Origin of the sequence: Salibacterium aidingense DSM 18341, from assembly GCF_000429685.1 — a bacterium.
GTDB lineage: Bacteria > Bacillota > Bacilli > Bacillales > Marinococcaceae > Salibacterium > Salibacterium aidingense.
The window spans coordinates 39,246-59,048 of the sequence record NZ_AUCI01000011.1; the positions used below are offsets into that span (position 1 = coordinate 39,246).

Annotated in this window: 16 protein-coding genes; 15 read left to right on the forward strand and 1 reads right to left on the reverse strand. The window is 48.6% G+C overall.

The window, feature by feature from the left end:
* Nucleotides 1–29: 29 nt before the first annotated feature.
* Genes purM through purD form a run of 4 tightly spaced genes read left to right on the forward strand, consistent with a single transcriptional unit; the run spans nucleotide 30 to nucleotide 4,477 of the window.
* Nucleotides 30–1,070 carry a phosphoribosylformylglycinamidine cyclo-ligase gene (purM, locus tag G475_RS0112005; protein ID WP_026701516.1) on the forward strand — a complete coding sequence of 347 codons (1,041 nt, stop codon included), beginning with the start codon at nucleotides 30–32 and terminating at the stop codon, nucleotides 1,068–1,070.
* Complete coding sequence (purN, locus tag G475_RS24875) at nucleotides 1,064–1,693, forward strand: phosphoribosylglycinamide formyltransferase (RefSeq protein ID WP_051302448.1); 630 nt, start codon at nucleotides 1,064–1,066, stop codon at nucleotides 1,691–1,693. Before purM ends, purN begins: the two co-directional genes overlap by 7 nt.
* Nucleotides 1,656–3,197, forward strand: a complete 1,542-nt coding sequence (purH, locus tag G475_RS0112015) for a bifunctional phosphoribosylaminoimidazolecarboxamide formyltransferase/IMP cyclohydrolase (protein WP_026701517.1) — start codon at nucleotides 1,656–1,658, stop codon at nucleotides 3,195–3,197. The genes purN and purH overlap by 38 nt, the downstream gene beginning before the upstream one ends.
* 29 nt (nucleotides 3,198–3,226) lie before the next feature.
* Nucleotides 3,227–4,477: a phosphoribosylamine--glycine ligase gene (purD, locus tag G475_RS0112020; protein ID WP_026701518.1), complete on the forward strand. Its 1,251-nt coding sequence runs from the start codon at nucleotides 3,227–3,229 to the stop codon at nucleotides 4,475–4,477.
* Between the two features lie 579 nt (nucleotides 4,478–5,056).
* Here the strand turns inward: purD and G475_RS0112035 are convergent.
* Complete coding sequence (locus G475_RS0112035) at nucleotides 5,057–5,314, reverse strand: YgaP family membrane protein (protein ID WP_026701520.1); 258 nt, start codon at nucleotides 5,312–5,314, stop codon at nucleotides 5,057–5,059.
* Between the two features lie 159 nt (nucleotides 5,315–5,473).
* On the opposite strand from G475_RS0112035, the gene G475_RS0112040 reads away from it, so the two are divergent.
* From G475_RS0112040 to gatB, 11 genes are all read left to right on the forward strand, one after another.
* A complete protein-coding gene (locus G475_RS0112040; RefSeq protein WP_156911679.1) occupies nucleotides 5,474–7,225 on the forward strand; it encodes an adenine deaminase C-terminal domain-containing protein in 1,752 nt (583 codons plus the stop codon).
* A gap of 41 nt (nucleotides 7,226–7,266) precedes the next feature.
* Entirely contained in the window at nucleotides 7,267–8,352 is a 1,086-nt protein-coding gene (locus G475_RS0112045) for a DUF3048 domain-containing protein (RefSeq protein ID WP_026701522.1), read from the forward strand.
* 59 nt (nucleotides 8,353–8,411) lie between these two features.
* Nucleotides 8,412–8,726 carry a YerC/YecD family TrpR-related protein gene (locus tag G475_RS0112050; protein WP_026701523.1) on the forward strand — a complete coding sequence of 105 codons (315 nt, stop codon included), beginning with the start codon at nucleotides 8,412–8,414 and terminating at the stop codon, nucleotides 8,724–8,726.
* Between the two features lie 173 nt (nucleotides 8,727–8,899).
* A complete protein-coding gene (locus tag G475_RS0112055; RefSeq protein WP_026701524.1) occupies nucleotides 8,900–9,994 on the forward strand; it encodes a hypothetical protein in 1,095 nt (364 codons plus the stop codon).
* 151 nt (nucleotides 9,995–10,145) lie between these two features.
* A complete protein-coding gene (gene pcrB, locus G475_RS0112060; RefSeq protein WP_026701525.1) occupies nucleotides 10,146–10,859 on the forward strand; it encodes a heptaprenylglyceryl phosphate synthase in 714 nt (237 codons plus the stop codon).
* A gap of 63 nt (nucleotides 10,860–10,922) precedes the next feature.
* Nucleotides 10,923–13,133, forward strand: a complete 2,211-nt coding sequence (gene pcrA / locus G475_RS0112065) for a DNA helicase PcrA (RefSeq protein WP_051302477.1) — start codon at nucleotides 10,923–10,925, stop codon at nucleotides 13,131–13,133.
* Between the two features lie 27 nt (nucleotides 13,134–13,160).
* Nucleotides 13,161–15,170, forward strand: coding sequence for an NAD-dependent DNA ligase LigA (ligA, locus tag G475_RS0112070; RefSeq protein ID WP_026701527.1), 2,010 nt, complete (start codon nucleotides 13,161–13,163; stop codon nucleotides 15,168–15,170).
* A 138-nt stretch (nucleotides 15,171–15,308) separates the two neighbouring features.
* Nucleotides 15,309–16,487, forward strand: a complete 1,179-nt coding sequence (locus tag G475_RS0112075) for a CamS family sex pheromone protein (RefSeq protein WP_026701528.1) — start codon at nucleotides 15,309–15,311, stop codon at nucleotides 16,485–16,487.
* Nucleotides 16,488–16,581: 94 nt separating this feature from the next.
* Entirely contained in the window at nucleotides 16,582–16,872 is a 291-nt protein-coding gene (gene gatC, locus G475_RS0112080; RefSeq protein ID WP_026701529.1) for an Asp-tRNA(Asn)/Glu-tRNA(Gln) amidotransferase subunit GatC, read from the forward strand.
* A 17-nt stretch (nucleotides 16,873–16,889) separates the two neighbouring features.
* Nucleotides 16,890–18,347 carry an Asp-tRNA(Asn)/Glu-tRNA(Gln) amidotransferase subunit GatA gene (gatA, locus tag G475_RS0112085; RefSeq protein ID WP_026701530.1) on the forward strand — a complete coding sequence of 486 codons (1,458 nt, stop codon included), beginning with the start codon at nucleotides 16,890–16,892 and terminating at the stop codon, nucleotides 18,345–18,347.
* Between the two features lie 12 nt (nucleotides 18,348–18,359).
* Complete coding sequence (gene gatB / locus G475_RS0112090) at nucleotides 18,360–19,790, forward strand: Asp-tRNA(Asn)/Glu-tRNA(Gln) amidotransferase subunit GatB (protein WP_026701531.1); 1,431 nt, start codon at nucleotides 18,360–18,362, stop codon at nucleotides 19,788–19,790.
* Nucleotides 19,791–19,803 lie beyond the last annotated feature (13 nt).

Consider the following 19,803-nt stretch of genomic DNA (forward strand, 5'->3'; position numbering starts at 1 on the left):
GACTTTACGATCAAGGAGGGACGAAGCGTATGTCGGACGCTTATAAAAATGCCGGTGTCGATGTGGAAGCCGGATACGAAGCTGTAGAGCGGATGAAGCAGCATACGGAACGAACGCTGCGGCCGGAAGTAATGGGGGCTCTGGGCGGATTCGGCGCCATGTTTGATATATCGGCGCTCCCCTTTGAAAATCCTGTGCTGATTTCAGGGACCGATGGCGTAGGAACAAAATTAATGCTCGCGTTTTCGATGGATAAACACGATACGATTGGAAAAGATGCGGTGGCCATGTGTGTCAATGATATTGCCGTGCAGGGAGCCGAACCGCTTTATTTTCTAGATTATCTGGCGTGTGGGAAAACGGAACCGGATAAAATCGAAGCGATTGTAAAAGGCATCTCCGATGGCTGTGTAGAAGCAGGCTGCGCGCTTATCGGCGGGGAGACGGCTGAAATGCCCGGCATGTACGAGGCGAACGAATACGATCTTGCCGGTTTCACCGTCGGTGCTGCGGAAAAAGATTCCCTGATAACCGGGGAAAAGATCGAGCCGGGAGATGTGGTACTTGGCCTGCCATCTTCTGGTATTCACAGTAATGGCCTGTCGCTTGTCCGCCAAGTGCTCCTTGAAGACGCAGGATTGGATCTACAGAAGACGTATGATCCTTTTCAGCGAACGCTTGGAGAAGAACTGCTGGAGCCGACCCGCATTTACGTGAAAGCCGTCCAGGCCTTACGCGGAGCCGTGGAAGTGAAAGGAATGGCGCATATTACCGGCGGAGGGTTTTATGAAAACATCCCAAGAATGCTTCCCTCGCACCTTGGCGCGGAAGTAAGCTTGTCTTCCTGGGAAAAGCCGGCTGTATTTTCTTTCCTGCAGAAGCATGGTAACCTTACAGAAGAAGACATGTTTAAAACCTTTAACATGGGAATTGGCCTGGTGGCTGCTGTCGCACCGGAAGACGCGGAGGATGCTGTCTTGGCGATGCAGCGCGCAGGAGAAGCGGTCTGCCGCATCGGAAAGGTAACCGATACCGGAGAGCTGAAGCTGGTAAAGGGGGAAGCATTATGAAGCTGGCTGTGTTTGCTTCAGGCAGCGGGTCTAACTTTCAGGCTATCGCAGACGCCGTGGTGGAAAACAGGCTGGACGCAGAAGTTTCCCTACTGGTGTGCGATAAGCCGGATGCGTATGTGGTCAAAAGGGCTGAGGCTCTCGATATTCCGATTTTTTGCTTCCGCCCGAAAGCGTATGACAACAAAGCAGCGTTTGAGAAAGAAATCACTGCCAGGCTGCATGAGGCAGAGGTAGACTGGATTGTGCTGGCAGGATATATGCGGCTGATCGGCGAAACACTGCTTGCCGCTTTTCCAGAACATATTATTAATATTCATCCTTCTCTTCTACCTGCGTTTCCCGGTCTGGACGCTATTGGACAGGCATGGGAAGCAGGAGTCAAAGTAACAGGGGTTACGGTGCATTATGTAGATGAAGGGATGGATTCGGGGAAGATTATTGCCCAGGAAGCTGTGGCCGTGAAACCAACCGATTCCCTTGCTTCTCTGACAAAAGCGGTACAGGCGGTCGAACACCGCCTGTACCCGGATACTATTCAGTCCTTACTTAAAGAGCGACTATCGCAAGGAGGCCCAACTTACAATGAGCATCAAACGAGCATTAATCAGCGTATCGAATAAAGAAGGGATTCTCCCCTTTGCCAAACAGCTGCAGGCCGAAGGAGTGGAGATTGTTTCTACCGGCGGCACAAGCCGCGTACTAAGCGAAGGCGGTGTGGACGTCCTTGGTATTTCAGACGTTACCGGTTTTCCGGAAATTTTAGATGGCCGGGTGAAAACCCTGCATCCGTACATTCACAGCGGTCTGCTTGCCATGAGGGATAAAGATGAACATATGACCCAGCTAGCGGAACATCACATTACACCTATTGATCTGGTGGTTGTCAACCTCTATCCATTCAAGGAAACAGTCGAAAAACCAGATACCTCTTTTGAAGAAGCCATTGAAAATATCGACATTGGAGGTCCGGGCATGCTGCGGGCAGCAGCAAAAAACCATAAACATGTAACTGTCATAACCGATCCGGAAGATTATGACATAATTTTGGAACAGATCAAAGGAGGCGGCGACGTGCCGCAGGAGACGAAAGAACGTCTGGCCGCCAAAGTATTCCGGCATACGGCCTCCTATGATGCACTTGTCGCCAATTACTTAACCAGCCGGACCGGAGAATTATACCCGGAAACGTACACGGTCACTTATGAAAAAAAGCAGGATCTCCGTTATGGAGAAAATCCGCATCAGCAGGCCGCGTTTTATAGAGAGCCGATTGGTCCGATGAGTTCCATTGCCAACGCCATCCAACTGCATGGCAAGGAGTTATCCTACAACAATATCAACGATGCAGAAGCCGCTCTATCGATCGTCAAAGAATTCGGCCAGCCCGCTGCTGTGGCTGTGAAACATATGAACCCCTGCGGAGTCGGAGTCGGGGAATCAGTCAACGAAGCGTATGGAAAAGCATATGAAGCGGACCCGGTCTCCATTTTCGGAGGGATTGTCGCTTTTAACCGGGAATTAGATGAGGAAACCGCTCGTCCATTGCGGGAAATTTTTCTTGAAATTATCATTGCCCCTTCTTTTACGCAGGAAGCTCTTGATATTTTGACAGAAAAGAAAAATCTCCGCTTACTCACGATAGCTCTGGAAGAAGAAACACCCCAGGAGCGTTCTAAAATTACGACTGTTCACGGCGGCGCCCTTGTGCAGGAAGAAGATCGGAAAGGCTTCCTCGATGCGGACATTCAGGTCGTCACGGATCGGGATCCGACGGAAAAGGAATGGCAGGACTTGAAGCTTGCCTGGAAAGTAGTCAAACACGTAAAATCCAACGCGATTCTGCTGGCGAATGATGAACGGACGGTAGGAGTTGGAGCAGGTCAGATGAACCGGGTCGGCTCGGCAAAAATTGCAATCGAACAAGCCGGAGCCAGTGCCCGGGGGAGTGCGATGGGTTCGGACGCTTTTTTCCCGATGAAAGACACTGTGGAAGTGGCCGGAGAGGCTGGAGTCAGTGCCATTATCCAGCCGGGCGGTTCAATTCGGGATGAAGAATCGATTGAAAAAGCGAATGAACTTGGGATTGCTATGGTCTTTACAGGAATGCGCCACTTTAAACATTAAGAGAAGTTGGGGAAGGAGGAGTCTCATTCATGAATGTGCTTGTCATTGGAGGCGGCGGCCGGGAACATACCCTGGCCTGGACGTTTTCCAAAAGCCCGCGGGTGGAGAAAGTGTACGCCGCCCCGGGGAACCCCGGCATGAAAAACACGGCGGAATGCATCAAGCTCAAGGATGACGATATTAATGGACTCGTTCAATTTGCCAAAGACGCTCAGGTCGATTTGACCGTAGTAGGTCCGGAAGCCCCGTTGCTTGCCGGTATGGTCAATAGATTTGAGGAGGCCGGGCTGCGGGTGTTTGGCCCGACAGAAGAAGCGGCATTGATCGAAGGAAGCAAATCATTTGCGAAAGCGTTTATGCAGCGTCACAACATCCCAACAGGTACATACAAAGTCACCTCAGATTATGAGGAAGCGGTACGCCATGTGGAAAAAGAAGGTGTTCCGATTGTGATTAAGGCCGATGGACTTGCTGCCGGAAAAGGGGTAACGGTTGCCTTTACGCAGGAAGAAGCGGACCAGGCCCTTCAGCGTATTTTGCTGGATCATACATTCGGTGAGGCGGGGGCCCGGGTTGTACTAGAAGAATACCTGCAGGGCGAAGAATTGTCGCTGATGGCGTTTGTGCACGGCACCACCGTCCTCCCAATGGCAGGCGCCCAGGACCATAAACGCGCCTATGATGGTGATGAAGGCCCAAATACGGGAGGCATGGGAGCATACAGCCCGGTTCCGCAATTCAACGAGGCCGAGGTAGATCGTGCTGTCCGTGATATTCTGCAGCCGGCAGCTGATGGACTGGCAGCCGAAGACCGCTCTTTTACCGGAATTCTATATGCCGGATTAATGATGACCGGGGAAGGCCCGAAAGTCATTGAATTCAATGCCCGCTTTGGTGATCCGGAAGCCCAGGTGGTGCTGCCCAGGCTGGAATCGGATATGACGGAGGTTATCCTGGAGCTTATGGAGGGCGGGGCGCCTGAATTAATCTGGTCGGACGAAGCGGTCCTTGGCGTCGTAGCCGCATCAAAGGGGTACCCCGGGCCCTACGATAAAGGGGCCTCGATTTCCAGTGTTCCGGAGTCGGAATTATTATTCTTTGCCGGAGTCGGCGAGCAGGATGGCAGATATGTCACCGCCGGCGGCAGAGTGCTCCTTCTGGCAGAAAAAGGAGCCACCCTGGAAGAAGCACAGACTACGGTATACAAAAAACTGGAGGAACTGGATACCTCCCACCTGTTTTTCCGAAAAGATATCGGGCATCATATTATTTCCCGCTGATAAAAAGCCCCAGCCAAGGTACTGTTCCTTGTGGCTGGAGCTTTTTTTGGGGGCGTCCCTTTTCTAACGATTACTAAAACGTGCGGACTTTTGTTCCGTTATTTCTTCCGTTTTTTCCGTTTTGAAGGGGGAATTGGACATTTAATCCGTTATTTCCCCTTTTCTACGCAAAAGAAGTGGTCCAAAGTCCAGATAGCGGAACAAATGTCCGAAAAAACCGCCAAAGGCCGCTAGCTCTGCCATTTAACGGAATATATGTCCACGAGGTACACTACCTATAAACTCCGCGACTTAACATAGCGAAAAGCACCGCAGCAGAGAACGAGAAGCAGCCTGCTTTTCCGCCTCCCCTTCCAGGAGGTACTACATAATGGAAAGCGGCTGTAGCACAGCCTCGAGGACATTTGGAAAACACAATTCAGTGAAAAATGCCCTGATGCCATGTCCTCTTAAATAGTAATGGAGGACAGTAGATAAAATAAAATCAATAACTACTGTCCCCCCAAAAACGTGTGAGATTATTTACGAAATTTTTACCGCTGCATTATTCTTGCTGCTATACTGAAAAAGCCGCTTGACTCATGTCTGATTCATGTTATGATAGTCCGGTGTGTTTTCTGCATGATGCTGTTCGTTCACCATGGCCTGAATTCCCTTAGTCATGGGACAGAACCGTGTAATACCTTCCGCTACTTTCATAGCGCCAAGAACGGTGCAGAGCAGGTGATTCCCGCCATTCCAGCGCATACGGCTTGCTCTTGCGTTGGCCCAGCAGATGAGAGTTAGACCACAGGTGATGCGAAGCAACGCGTTAACGATCCCTATATTAGGACGCAAGGAAAACCCTCCTTTCTTTAGAATAGTTAAAATTGTTGTCACTTTCCTTTCATAGAGCAACGGGTTAAAATGTGGTAAAATAAAGAGGTAAAACCAAGATTAAAACGGAATACAATGGAAATAATAAAATAAATAAGCAACGTTGACAGAAAGCAGGTGATGATGTTGGCAGCACAACAATTATTTCCCTGGAATAAAGAGACGTTAAGAAGGCAGCTTTCCGTCATCCGGGGAGAAACCGCCCCTACGAAGGTCTTGAAAAACGCGACGTACTTAAGCAGTGCCCGCAAAGCCTGGCTTGAGGGTCATATCTGGATTTATGAAGATCGGATCGTATATGCCGGTAAAGACTGGCCGGCCTTAACCACAGGGACAGAAATTGTGGACTGCAGTGAAAAGTATATCGTGCCGGGTTATATTGAACCCCATGCTCATCCATTTCAATTATATAATCCCCACACGTTTGCGGAATATGCATCGATTCGGGGAACAACCACATTGGTTAATGACAACATGTTCTTCTTTTTAAATATTCAAAAAGAGAAAGCGCTTACACTTATTGAGGATCTTGATGAGCTGCCGACCTCCATGTTCTGGTGGGCAAGATATGACGCTCAAACGGAACTGGAAGAAGAAGATGCTATTTTTTCCCCATCTGATATGAAAGCCTGGCTTGAACATCCGCTGGTACTCCAGGGGGGAGAGCTTACCTCCTGGCCGAAGGTGATGACCGGGGATGATACCGTTCTTCACTGGATGCAGTATACAAAGGAATTGAATAAGCCGATTGAAGGCCATCTTCCTGGTGCCTCCGCCCGGACTGTTAATCAAATGTCTCTGCTTGGCGTGAACGGTGATCATGAGGCAATGACCGGGGAAGAAGCCCTTCGGCGTCTGGATGCGGGTATGACCACTTCCCTCCGTTACTCTTCAATCCGGCCTGATCTGCCGCAGATTCTGGAAGAATTGCTGGAAGCGGGAATCACCGATTACAGCCGGTTCACATTGAACACAGACGGCTCTACCCCTTCTTTTTACAAACAGGGGGTCATTGATAAAACCATCGCCATCGCTCTGGAAAAAGGGGTCCCGGAAATCGAGGCTTATGAAATGGCCAGTTATAACAGTGCCCGTCACTTTGGAATCGATGATCAGATCGGCATGATTGCGCCGGGACGGGTGGCTCATTTGAATATCCTTGAAGATTCAAAGAATCCGGTGCCGGAAGCTGTATTGGCGAAAGGACAGTGGATATTGAAGGATGGAGAGAATCGTTATCCGCCGCGGGATTTCAAATGGTCTTCTTACGGGGTGCATCCGTTCATGATTGACTGGCACCTGCAGGAAGATGACCTGCACTTTTCGATGCCGATGGGTCTGGAGCTTGTTAACTCTGTCATTCTAAAACCGTATCAGGTCAGTATTGATGTCACGACTGAGGAACTCACAGAAGAACATAACGAATGTTTCTTTGTCATGCTCGACCGCTTTGGGAAATGGCGGATCAATACAGTAATTAAAGGATTTGGGACCAATATCGGCGGATTCGCGACAACGTTCTCCAATACTGGAGATATTGTATTGATCGGTAAACGCAAACGGGATATGGTCAAAGCGTTTCAAGAGCTCAAAAATCATGACGGCGGGTTGTTTCTGGTGGAGGATGAAACGTTGATCGAAAGCATTCCGTTAAAACTTTTCGGAGCGATGTCGCTAGAACCGATGGGGAATGTCATCGAACAGCATGAAAGAATGGAAAAGGCGTTGAAAGACAGGGGCTATCCGCACGAGGATCCGATATACAGTCTGCTGTTTTTCTCCTCGACTCATTTGCCTTATATCCGCATCACGCAAAAAGGAATTTTTGATGTGCATAAAAAATCGGTACTCTTTCCGGCGATTATGCGTTAAACTGTAAAAGGATATTTTAAACAATAAAGGATGAAATACGCATGAAAAAGTATGCTCTAATCGGTTGTTCGTTTTGTTTCCTTCTGGGCAGTGCCTGCTCTCCGGAAGAGAACACGGAGGCTCCGGCTGAGGAGGATAGTGCGGATCATGAGCCTGTCCAGGCCGAACCGGAAGAAAAGACGGTGGAGAATTCATCAGCAGACCGGGAAGAACCGGAAGAAGAGGAGTATGATGAAACAGAGCCGTTAACCGGGGAGGGGACAGATGAGGTGTCTCCTTACCGGCCGGTGGCTGTGATGATTAACAATCATCCGAAAGCGCGTCCTCAGACAGGCATTAATAAAGCAGATATTGTGTATGAAGTGTTGACCGAAGGAGACATGACAAGGTTTTTGGCGGTTTATCAAAGCGAACAGCCGGAAGAGCTGGGTCCTGTCCGCAGTGCGAGAGATTACTTTATCGATCTGGCAGCCGGTTACGATTCATTGTTTGTAGCTCATGGGTGGAGTCCGGAGGCAAAACAGATGCTGCAGAGCGGAGCTGCTCCCTATCTTAACGGTTTGTTTCATGACGGCACCCTGTTTCAACGTTCTTCGGAGAGACAGGCGCCTCATAACTCCTACATAACATTTGAAGATGCTTTACAGGGATTGAGCAGTAAAGGGTATGAGATGGAGCAGGATGTTAGTCCCAATCACTTTAAAGAAGAAGGGTATTCTGATTCAACCGCTTCGGAGGCGGAAGATGTCTCCATTTGGTATCGGGATAAATATGTTGTAAAATTTTCATATGATGAAGAGGAGGAGCAATACGAACGCTCCAGTGACAATACGGCCGCCATAGATACAGCGACTGACGAACAGACGGCTGTTAAAAATATTTTTATTGTGGAAGCACCGCATCGGGTGATAGATGATAAAGGACGCCGGGAGATCGACTTATCAAGCGGCGGGGAAGGTTTATTGCTTCAAAATGGTAAAGCATTAACGGTACAATGGAAGAAGGAAGAGGGACGGATTCTTCCAGTCAAAGATGGACAGGACATTCCGTTTGCTCCGGGGAAAACCTGGATTAATGTGATCCCTTCTTCATCAGGAATCGAAGGCAGCGTACAAGGCGTCGAATAAACTGCTCCTTTACTCAACAAAGCCATTCAAGTATCTGCTGAAAAAGAGGTGTTCACGCATTGCAAATTGATAAATTAAGAGGCAAAGAATTGGACCAGCTGTTTCGAGCCATATTGTCTCTTCAGGATGTAGAAGAGTGCTATGAATTTTTCGATGATTTATGTACCATCAATGAAATTCAATCCCTGGCTCAACGTCTGGAAGTAGCACGGATGCTGCAGCACGGACATACTTACCATAAGATTGAAACAGAAACAGGAGCGAGCACCGCTACCATTTCCAGAGTGAAACGATGCCTCAACTTTGGTAACGACAGCTATCAAATGACACTGGAACGGGTGCGGGAACAGGAAAAACAGGAAAAGCAGCAGTAGGAGAACACTGTCTTTCAAGATGGGCGGCATCCCATCTTGGAGGCAGTTTTTTTCCGTTCGGAAGAAATAGGAAGCACTGGCCGCCGTTGGAGACAGGGCTGCTTTTTTAACAATTCAGGTTACAGGATCGAATCCTGAGGAAACAGGGAATAGGAAAGCAGGGAGGGAAGAGTATGAATGATTATATTGCAAATAGTGTCCAGTCCTTTGTATCTCATTTTGGATTGAATTGGTGCCGACGTAATCATCATTTAAAAAACGCCCTCCAGGAGCTTTATGGAAATGACCGGGAAGATATCATTCTATTAACAGAAATGCTTGAAGATGGCACGGTGGAAAAGATAGAACACCTTGATCTGCAGGACGAGCCCGCTCTGGCAGACTGGATAGAAAGAGTGACAGAAAATGGGTCCTCCTCTGTTTCTCTGACCAGGTGGGCTCTGCATACATGGGTGATGGCGGTACGGAGAGAATCTGTTTTTGAGGAGGTGCCTTCCCCGCTTTCCCCGCCTGTCATTGAAGCAGAAAAAGAGGCAGGTCCCGCCGTCCGGGAGGAGAGTCAAAGGATAAGCCCTCCGGGACCTGCTTTATCTGAACCGAATGAAGAACACGAAGATGATATTGTATCCCTCATGCAGTACAACGAACCCCTCGATGAGGCCGATACAGCTTCTGTCCCACCGCTTCAACCGTCAAAGAAACACCGTTCTATCTGGATGTCGGGAGCAGCGGTGGTTTTACTGGCAGCTCTTGTATTGGTGATGATGTGGTATAGAGAAGACCAGCCGGAAGCCGCCACCTGGGAAAATGGCGGAGCAGCACAAGATATGGAAAACTCAGACTGGATCACATGGCTGAAAGAAGTGGAAACAGCGGATCTTGACAGCAGCCTGGTTATCCCGGGGTGTGAAGCTATTGAAAAAGGGGAGACCATAGAAACCGAGAACGGACCGGCAGAAGAAACGGTTATTTATCCAGATGAAAAATGTTCCTTATATGCTAAAAATGGAACCATATATGCGGCAGGAAGAAAAATGACGGAGTGGCAGCCGCCGCTGGAGGATATTGAACATCAGATAGGCAGTCCCGACCGGTTAAATGTAGAGGCCCGGACGGGAGAGATCAGAGCGTTGTATCAACGGGAATCACAGGATATATTTCTTATTTTTACAAAGGAACACACGCACGAAAGGCTTTCTTATGTGGAAATCGGAGATATTCACGTAGATTCTGAGGAACCCGCAGATTTACTGGAATACCCCCGCTGAAGAAATTTATTTTAGTTTCCGGGAATCAAAGAAAAACCGGTAAACCGGGGAATAAAAGATAGAATGAGAGCCGGCGGGCTTTTGAGGCACAGGATTGTTTTTGCTATAATTAGACGTTGGATATGCACTATGACTTGATGGAGGAGCAGCAATGCTTGAATATACAGAATGGCAGCACGCGTTTAAACTGGATCCGGCTAAGGAGATTGATGAGGACTCGCTGGAGAAGGTTTGTGAATCAGGGACGGACGCAGTGATCGTAGGCGGCAGTGATAATGTGACGCTCGATAATACCCTGTCGCTGTTATCGAGGGTCCGTCGTTATTCGGTCGCCTGTGCCCTGGAAATTTCGACGCTTGAATCGATCACACCTGGATTTGATTATTTTCTGATTCCCACGGTACTGAATGCTGGTGATACCCGCTGGATTACGGGGATGCATCAAAAAGCCCTGAAAGAATACGGCACAATGATGGACTGGGAAGACATTATCGCGGAAGGTTACTGTGTGCTGAATGAAGGCGCGAAAGTAGCATCATTAACAGAAGCAGATGTTTCTTACGATGAAGAAGATGTCAAAGCCAGTGCTTTAATGGCTGACCGCCTATTTCATCTGCCGGTGTTTTACCTGGAATACAGTGGAACATATGGCAGCCCTGCTATGGTAAAGGCCGCTGCGGATTCTCTTCAGCACGCCCGGTTATTTTATGGGGGCGGTATCCGTAATGCGGAACAGGCGGAGGAAATGGCAGCAATTGCGGATACGGTTATTGTCGGAAATATTGTGTACGAGGATATAAACGCAGCTTTGACAACCGTGAAGGCTGTCAAAAATAGTGGAAACAATGAAAGAAATAACGTATAATGAAAGGAACGAACATACGTTTCACAGGTGGTGGATGGATTGCAAAAACAAATCGTGGAAAAAATGCTTAACGGGATGAATCCGGAACAACGGGAAGCAGTTCAGCATACGGAAGGCCCTCTTTTAATTATGGCCGGGGCCGGAAGCGGCAAGACAAGAGTACTGACGCACCGCATTGCGTATTTAATCCGCGAAAAAGGAGTTCCTCCGTACTCGATTCTTGCTATAACCTTTACGAACAAGGCTGCACGGGAAATGAAAGAACGGGTCGCTGAACTGGTCGGCCCGGTAGCTGAAGACATATGGATGTCCACATTCCACTCGATGTGTGTAAGAATTCTGCGGCGCGACATTGACCGTATTGGATTCAATCGGAATTTTTCAATTTTGGACGGCTCGGACCAGCTCTCGGTGATTAAACAGATATTGAAAGATCAAAATATTGACTCCAAAAAATTCGATGCCCGCGGTATTCTCGGGATGATTTCCTCCGCCAAAAACGTTCTCGAAACGCCGGAAAAATTTACAGAACGGGCGGACGGTCCGTTTGAAGAAATCGCAGCCGACGTTTACAAGGAATACCAGCGCCGGCTCCGTTCCAATCATGCTCTGGATTTTGACGACTTGATTATGATGACGATTAAACTGTTCCGGCAGGTACCGGAGGTCCTTTCTTTCTATCAGCGCAAGTTTCAATATATTCATGTGGACGAGTATCAGGACACCAACCGGGCTCAGTATATCCTCGTTAATCTGCTTGCGGAAAGCCGCCGCAATATTTGTGTAGTCGGAGATTCCGATCAGTCTATTTACAAATGGCGGGGCGCCGATATCCAGAACATTCTTTCCTTTGAAAATGATTATGAAGAAGCCCGCTCTATTCTGCTCGAACAGAATTACCGGTCGACTCAGACTATTTTAAAAGCAGCTAACGAAGTCATTCAAAATAACATGGGACGAAAACCGAAAAAGCTCTGGACCGATAATGAGGAAGGGAAACAGATTCATTATTTCCGTGCCGCTGATGAAAGGGATGAAGCGGCGTATATTGTGGAACGAATAAAGGAAGCTGTCCAGAGCGGCCGCTTTGATTTTTCTGATATGGCTGTCCTTTACCGCACGAATGCCCAATCGCGGATTATTGAAGAAATGTTTCTGAAATCCAATATCAATTATAATATGATCGGCGGAACAAAGTTCTATGACCGTAAAGAAATTAAAGATGTTCTTGCCTACTTGCGTCTCGTGGCCAATCCGGATGATGATATCAGCCTATCTCGTATTATTAACGTACCGAAACGGGGGATTGGGGCGACAACTGTAGATAAAATTGCCGCATATGCGAATGCCCACGATATATCCATGTTTGCTGCGCTGCAGGAAGCTGAGCAGATCGGACTGGGACCAAGGCCGACAAAGAAACTGCAGTCGTTTGCGGAACAAATGGGGAACTGGATCCAAATGCAGGAATACTTGACGGTGACAGAACTCGTAGAAGAACTTCTGGAAAAAACAGGGTACCGCGATGCCTTAAAGGAAGACAAGTCTCTGGAGTCCCAGAGCAGGCTGGAAAACATTGACGAATTCATGTCGGTAACCAAGGATTTTGAAAAGAAAAACGATGATGTCTCGCTGATTGCGTTTTTAACGGATTTGGCCCTGGTTGCGGATATGAATCAAGCCGATGAGGATGAAGAAGAGAGTGCTGTGATTATGATGACCCTTCATTCCGCGAAAGGACTCGAATTTCCTGCTGTATTTCTGGTCGGGATGGAAGAAGGTATATTTCCTCACAGCCGGTCGCTCTTTGAGAATGAAGAAATGGAAGAAGAGAGGCGCCTTGCCTATGTAGGCATTACGAGAGCGGAGCAGGAGCTGCATCTGACCCATTCCTATATGCGGCAGTTGTACGGCCGCACTCAGGTCAACCCGGTGTCACGTTTTATCGAAGAGCTTCCTGCGGATGTGATAGATAAAGAGGAAGAAGATAAGCCGGAGTGGATGAAGGCCGGCGGGACAAGCCAGAACAGCTCGCCGTTTGAACGCCGCAGGCAGGCAGCCGTGGCCCCGCCTGTCGGACGGTCGATTTCGACCGCACATGGGGCCGGCAGCTATGACTGGCAGGTTGGAGACAAAGCAGAGCATAAAAAATGGGGAACCGGCACAGTCGTCAGTCTTAAAGGAGAAGGCGAAGAAATAGAGCTTGATATCGCCTTTCCCACAGAGGGGATAAAACGGCTCTACGCCAAGTTTGCGCCCATCACAAAAGTGTAGCATGGGACAGAAAGGACGAAGAAGGAAATGGATCAATCGAAAGCGGAAGAGCGTGTCAAAGAGCTCCGGAGCCTGCTTGAGAAATACGGATATTATTATTATGTGCTGGACGATCCTATTGTCCCGGATGCAGAATACGACGAGAAACTGCAGGAGTTATTAAACCTCGAACAGGAATATCCGGAACTGCAGACAGCAGATTCTCCTACGGTCCGCATCGGCGGGGAACCGCTCGATGCATTTGTGAAGGTCCAGCATGAGATTCCGATGATGAGTCTTGGTAATGCCTTTAACGAGCAGGATCTGCGCGATTTTGACCGCCGTGCGCGACAGGGGACAAAAGAAGAACTCCATTACGTATGTGAATTGAAAATCGACGGCCTGGCCGTCTCGCTCACATATGAGAACGGCCGGTTTGTCCGCGGTGCCACCCGGGGAGACGGGACTACAGGCGAAGATATTACAAGCAACTTAAAAACAGTCGGTTCGATTCCGCTCCGTTTAAAAGAAGCGGTCGACATCGAAGTACGTGGAGAGGTTTTTATGCCGAAACGCTCCTTTGAACGGCTGAATGAAGCCAAAGAAAAGGCGGGCGAGACAGTGTTTGCCAATCCTCGTAATGCCGCGGCCGGATCACTGCGGCAGCTGGATCCAAAAATTGCCGCCGACCGGAATCTGGATATTTTTACGTACGCGATCGGCAACGATAAAGAAATGAGAACAGCCACCCATTATGAAGCGATCGAATATATGAAAGAACTAGGTTTTAAAACCAATCCGGAAAGTAAATACTGCAGGGATATTGAAGAAGTCATTTCCTTTGTAAATGGATGGGTGGAACGGCGCAACTCCCTTAATTATGAAATCGACGGCATCGTTGTGAAAGTAAACAGCCTGGCTCAGCAGGAAAAACTCGGTTTCACCGCTAAAAGTCCGCGCTGGGCGATTGCGTATAAATTTCCTGCCGAGGAAAAGGTAACAACCCTCAAGGATATTATTTTATCCGTTGGACGAACCGGAGCGGTGACGCCGACTGCCGTTCTTGACCCTGTCCAGGTAGCCGGGACGACGGTGCAGCGGGCGTCTCTTCACAACGAAGACTTAATTCGGGAAAAGGATATTAAAATCGGCGATCAGGTCGTTGTGAAAAAAGCAGGGGACATTATCCCTGAAATTGTAAGGGTCCTGGAAGAATTACGGGATGGAAGGGAAAAAGATTTCACCATGCCTTCCACCTGTCCAGCCTGTGAAAGCGAACTGGTCCACCTGGAGGAAGAGGTGGCGCTGCGCTGTATTAATCCGCAATGTCCGGCCCAGATCCAGGAAGGGCTGATCCACTTTGTCTCCCGCGATGCGATGAATATTGACGGCCTTGGCGAAAAAGTCATTCAGCAGTTGTTCCGCCACCATTTAATTGCCGGGATTTCCGATCTGTATAAGCTGCAGAAAGAAGAACTGCTGAAGCTGGAGCGAATGGGGGAAAAATCGGTTCAGAACCTGCTATCGGCCATCGAAGCTTCGAAAGCCAATTCTCTGGAAAAGCTTATTTTCGGCCTTGGCATTCGTTTTGTCGGTGCCAAAGCAGCGCGGACACTGGCAGAAGAATTTGATACAATGGATCGTCTGCGCCGTGCCACGTATGAAGAATTGACGGCTGTTTATGAAATTGGGGATAAAATGGCGGAAGCAGTTGTCCGTTATTTTGAGCTGCAGGAAGTTAATGAACTGATTGATGAGCTGCAAAAGCTCGGACTAAATATGGAATATAAAGGCCCGAAAAAACAGGACATCTCTGAAAACACTACGTTCAGCGGAAAAACAGTTGTTTTAACCGGAACGCTGGAAGCCCTCACAAGAACAGAAGCTAAAGAACGAATAGAAGCGCTTGGCGGCAAGGTAACCGGAAGCGTCAGCAAAAATACGGACATTGTTGTCGCAGGAGCAGATGCAGGTTCAAAACGGACAAAAGCAGAAGAACTTGGAGTGGACATTTGGGAGGAACCTAGATTTCTGGAAGAGACTGAGGCGGGAAGATAAGATAGGACTTGTCATTTGTCCGATTATCCCCAATCCTGACGGAAGTTTCACGTTATGTTATTGAGAATGGAAGGCAGACGTTCTATGATAGAAATGAGAGTAGATTCGTAATGCTCTGACAAACGGGGAGATGGAAGAATGTGGAGGAAATCAGCAATACTGGCATCAGCTTCTTTCCTCCTTCTGGCCGGGTGTATTCCTGGATGGGAACCGGATGATGGAGAAGAAGGCGTGGATATTGAACAGGAAGAAGAAACAACAGAAGATGGAGAGGTAGAAGTAAGCCCTGAGATACCGAGTCTTGACAACTATTATAGAAGTATCCTGCAGGATGGAGAATACATCAGCGGAGCAGCCAGAGAATTTCACCGGGATGTTATGTATAACCGCATGGACCTGGAACGAATAGAAGTCGGGATGCAGGAATTAGCGACAGAAGAATTCAATCAGGAGGATTACTTCTTTCGGGAAGGCCAGTTTATCGGCGGCAGTGAATTAAACAACTGGGTGAGGAGACAGTCAGGAGATAACGAAGCCGGACTCAATCCTCCGCTAGGAGAAGGAGGTTTTGAAGAACAGGAAAGTTCTCAGCCCCGGCCCCTGTCTAATATCATTGAACACAATTATGTTGTTGAAAATAACGAAGGAAATCTACAGGTCGGCGGAATTGTCATTGGTCTCTCGATGAACAGTATTTATTACTTCCGCAAGCACAATGAAGACGGCACCTATGGCCCCTGGCTGCAGGAAGCTATCAGCAGGGAGGAAAGCCTGCAAGCTGCGAAGGAAATTGCGTCGCAGGTGTTGGAAAGACTGCGTAGGGAAGACAGGGAAAATGGTGCGCTGCGCAGCGTGCCGATCATGTTTGCGGTTTTCCGTGAGGCTCCCAGAGATTCCAGTGTTCCCGGCAACTTTATTGCGACCGGCACCGCTCAGCCGGAAGAAGAGGTGAACAACTGGCAGAATCTAAATGAAGACCATCTGCTGTTTCCATCCTCTGAGGCGACGGAAAAACAACGCGAAGACGCGGAAGCATTTAACCAGTTCAGGGACGAAGTCAATGACTTTTTCGAGAACTTTGTTGGAGTGGTGGGAGAAGGCTACTATCAGAATGGAGAATGGCGTGAGTTGTCAGTGGAAATACCAATTACTTTTTACAGCGAGACTGAAATCATTGCTTTCACCCAGCATGTAACAGATAAAGTGGAACAGCGGTTTCCAGATCTCAGCGTCGAAGTAGAAATCAACTCTTCCAAGGGAGCAGAAGCATTGATTGTGAAAGAACCAGGCGAAGAGCCTTATATTCACGTCTATTAAGAAGGAAAGCCGGTGCCGCTCATGCGTTGCCCGGCGCTTCCTTATTTGGTATCATCTAGGTATTGTGAAGATAACGCAACGGAGGTGACGGATAATGGAACGTATTACAAAGGAGCAAGTAAGGCATGTGGCGCATTTGGCCCGACTGTCGGTGACGGAAGAGGAAGCAGCTACGTTTACGGAACAGCTGGATGCTATTATTGAGTTCGCAGAACAGCTGAATGAACTCGAGACCGAAAATGTAGAACCGACCACGCACGTACTTGATATCCACAATGTGCTGCGTAAAGATGAACAACGCCCGTCCCTGGATCGAGAAGAAGCGTTGAAAAACGCACCAGATCAGGAAGGCGGACAGGTGAAAGTACCATCGGTTTTAGAGTAAAGGAGGGACTTTAGAGAATGTCGATACTGGAAGAAAGCTTTTCATCGATACATAAAAAGCTTCATAATAAAGAACTGAAAGTGTCCGAGCTTGTCGATGCTTCGTTCAGCCGTATTAAAGAAGTAGACGAGCAGGTCCAGGCGTTTCTTACCTTGAATGAAGAAGCCGCCCAAAACCAGGCAAAAAAGATGGATGAAGCGCTTGGAACGGAAAATACGAGAGGCCTTCTTTTCGGGCTGCCGGCAGGGATAAAAGACAATATTGTCACGAGCGGTCTGCGTACCACCTGCGCCAGTCAGCTGCTGGCCAATTTTGAACCGGTTCATAATGCCACCGTGATGGACGGGCTCGAAAAAGCGGAAGCGGTCACTATCGGAAAGTTAAACATGGACGAATTCGCGATGGGCTCATCTAATGAGAATTCCGGATTCAAAAATGTAAGAAATCCTTGGAATACCGATTATGTACCGGGCGGTTCCAGCGGAGGAGCAGCAGCATCCGTAGCGGCTGGAGAAGTCAGCTTCTCGCTTGGTTCCGATACCGGCGGCTCCATCCGCCAGCCGGCCTCCTACTGCGGCGTAGTCGGTCTGAAACCAACATACGGGCGTGTCTCCCGGTTCGGGCTGGTCGCTTTTGCTTCATCTCTGGATCAAATCGGCCCGCTTACGAAAAATGTAGAAGACAATGCTCTCGTTCTTGGCCAGATTGCCGGTCATTGTACAAAAGATTCCACGTCGGCAGATGTCGATGTTTCAGATTATCTTTCTTCGCTGACGGGAGATGTGAAAGGCCTGAAAATTGCCGTTCCGAAGGAATATCTCGGGGAAGGCGTCAATGAAGACGTGAGAAACCGCTTACTTGAAGCATTAAAAGTGCTGGAAGGCGAGGGCGCTGTCTGGGAAGAAGTATCCCTTCCGCATTCCCAGTATGCTGTAGCAGCCTATTACCTGCTCGCTTCCTCGGAAGCTTCTGCCAACCTGGCCCGCTTTGACGGTGTCCGCTACGGCGTGCGAGCACAAAATGCGGATAACCTGATTGACATGTATAAGGAAACAAGAAGCCAGGGCTTTGGGGATGAAGTAAAACGCCGCATTATGCTAGGCACCTTTGCTCTCAGCTCCGGCTACTACGATGCGTATTACAAAAAAGCCCAGAAAGTACGGACACTCATCAAACAAGATTTTGATCAAATCCTGGAGAAATATGACGTTATTATCGGGCCAACCGCTCCAACGACAGCCTTTAAGATTGGAGAAAAAGTGGATGATCCGTTAACCATGTATGCGAACGATATTCTGACGATTCCAGTAAACCTTGCAGGAGTTCCGGCCATTTCTGTACCGTGCGGATTTTCAGAGGGGCTTCCGGTCGGACTGCAGATTATATCGAGACCGTTTGAAGAGGGAACCGTCTACCGCGTGGCTCATGCCTACGAACAGGCTGCCGAACACAATCAAGCGAAGCCGGAACTGTAAGGGGGGAAAATGATGAAATTTGATACTGTCATTGGACTTGAAGTCCATGCTGAATTAAAAACTGATACGAAAATCTTTTGTAACTGTCCAACGGAATTTGGAGCTCCGCCAAATACGCATACGTGCCCAGTCTGCCTCGGCCACCCCGGTGTGCTGCCCGTATTGAACCAGCGCGCCGTGGAATACGCCATGAAAGCAGCACTGGCCTTAAACTGTGAGATTGCAGGCGAAACGAAATTCGACCGGAAAAACTATTTTTATCCCGACAACCCAAAAGCTTACCAAATTTCCCAGTTTGATAAGCCAATTGGAGAAAACGGGCATCTTGAAATTGAAGTAGAAGGCTATACGAAGAAAATCGGGATCACTCGTATTCATATGGAGGAAGATGCCGGGAAGCTGACGCACGACGAGTTTGACGACCACAGTCTGGTGGATTTTAACCGGGTCGGGACGCCGTTGATTGAGATCGTATCCGAACCGGATATCGAAACACCGGAAGAAGCTTACGCTTATCTTGAGAAATTGAAGGCTGTACTGCAGTATACGGAAGTCTCCGACTGCAAAATGGAAGAAGGCTCTCTCCGCTGCGATGCAAATATTTCACTGAAACCGGCGGGGCAGGAAGAATTCGGAACGAAAACAGAATTGAAAAACTTGAACTCGTTTGCCAATGTTCAGAAGGGACTGGCCTTTGAAGAAAAGCGTCAGGAGCAGGAGCTGCTCTCCGGCGGGGAAATTCTTCAGGAAACAAGACGCTGGGATGATGCGAAGAAAGAAACGACGCTGATGCGGGTGAAGGAAGGCTCTGATGATTACCGCTACTTCCCGGAACCGGACCTCGTGTCTCTCTACATCAATGAAGACTGGAAGAACAGCGTAAAAGCAACGATACCGGAACTGCCGGACGCGCGCCGGGAAAGGTACATGCAGGAATTTGAACTTCCCGCCTATGACGCGGCCGTGCTGACGCAGTCTAAAAATATGGCAGACTTCTTCCAGGAGACCATTGAGGAAGGAGCAGATCCGAAGCAGGCTGCCAACTGGCTGATGGGGGAAGTGAACGGCTATTTGAATTCCAACGATTTGGAGCTTGCTGACACAGCGCTGGCGCCGGCAGGACTGGCGAAGCTGATTACCTTAATCGAAAAAGGTACCATCTCCACTAAAATTGCTAAAACTGTCTTTAGCGATCTGATGGAAAAAGGCGGCGACCCGGAACAGATTGTTCAAGACAAAGGTCTCGTTCAGATTTCGGATGAAGGAGAGCTTAAGCAGATTGTCGATCAAATCCTGGAAAATAATCCACAGTCGATTGAAGACTATAAAAATGGGAAGGACAAAGCCCTTGGTTTCCTTGTCGGCCAGGTCATGAAGGAAACAAAAGGCAAAGCCAACCCGCAGATGGTAAACAAATTAATCCTCGAAGGCATGGACGCCTAGTGTACAAAAAGCT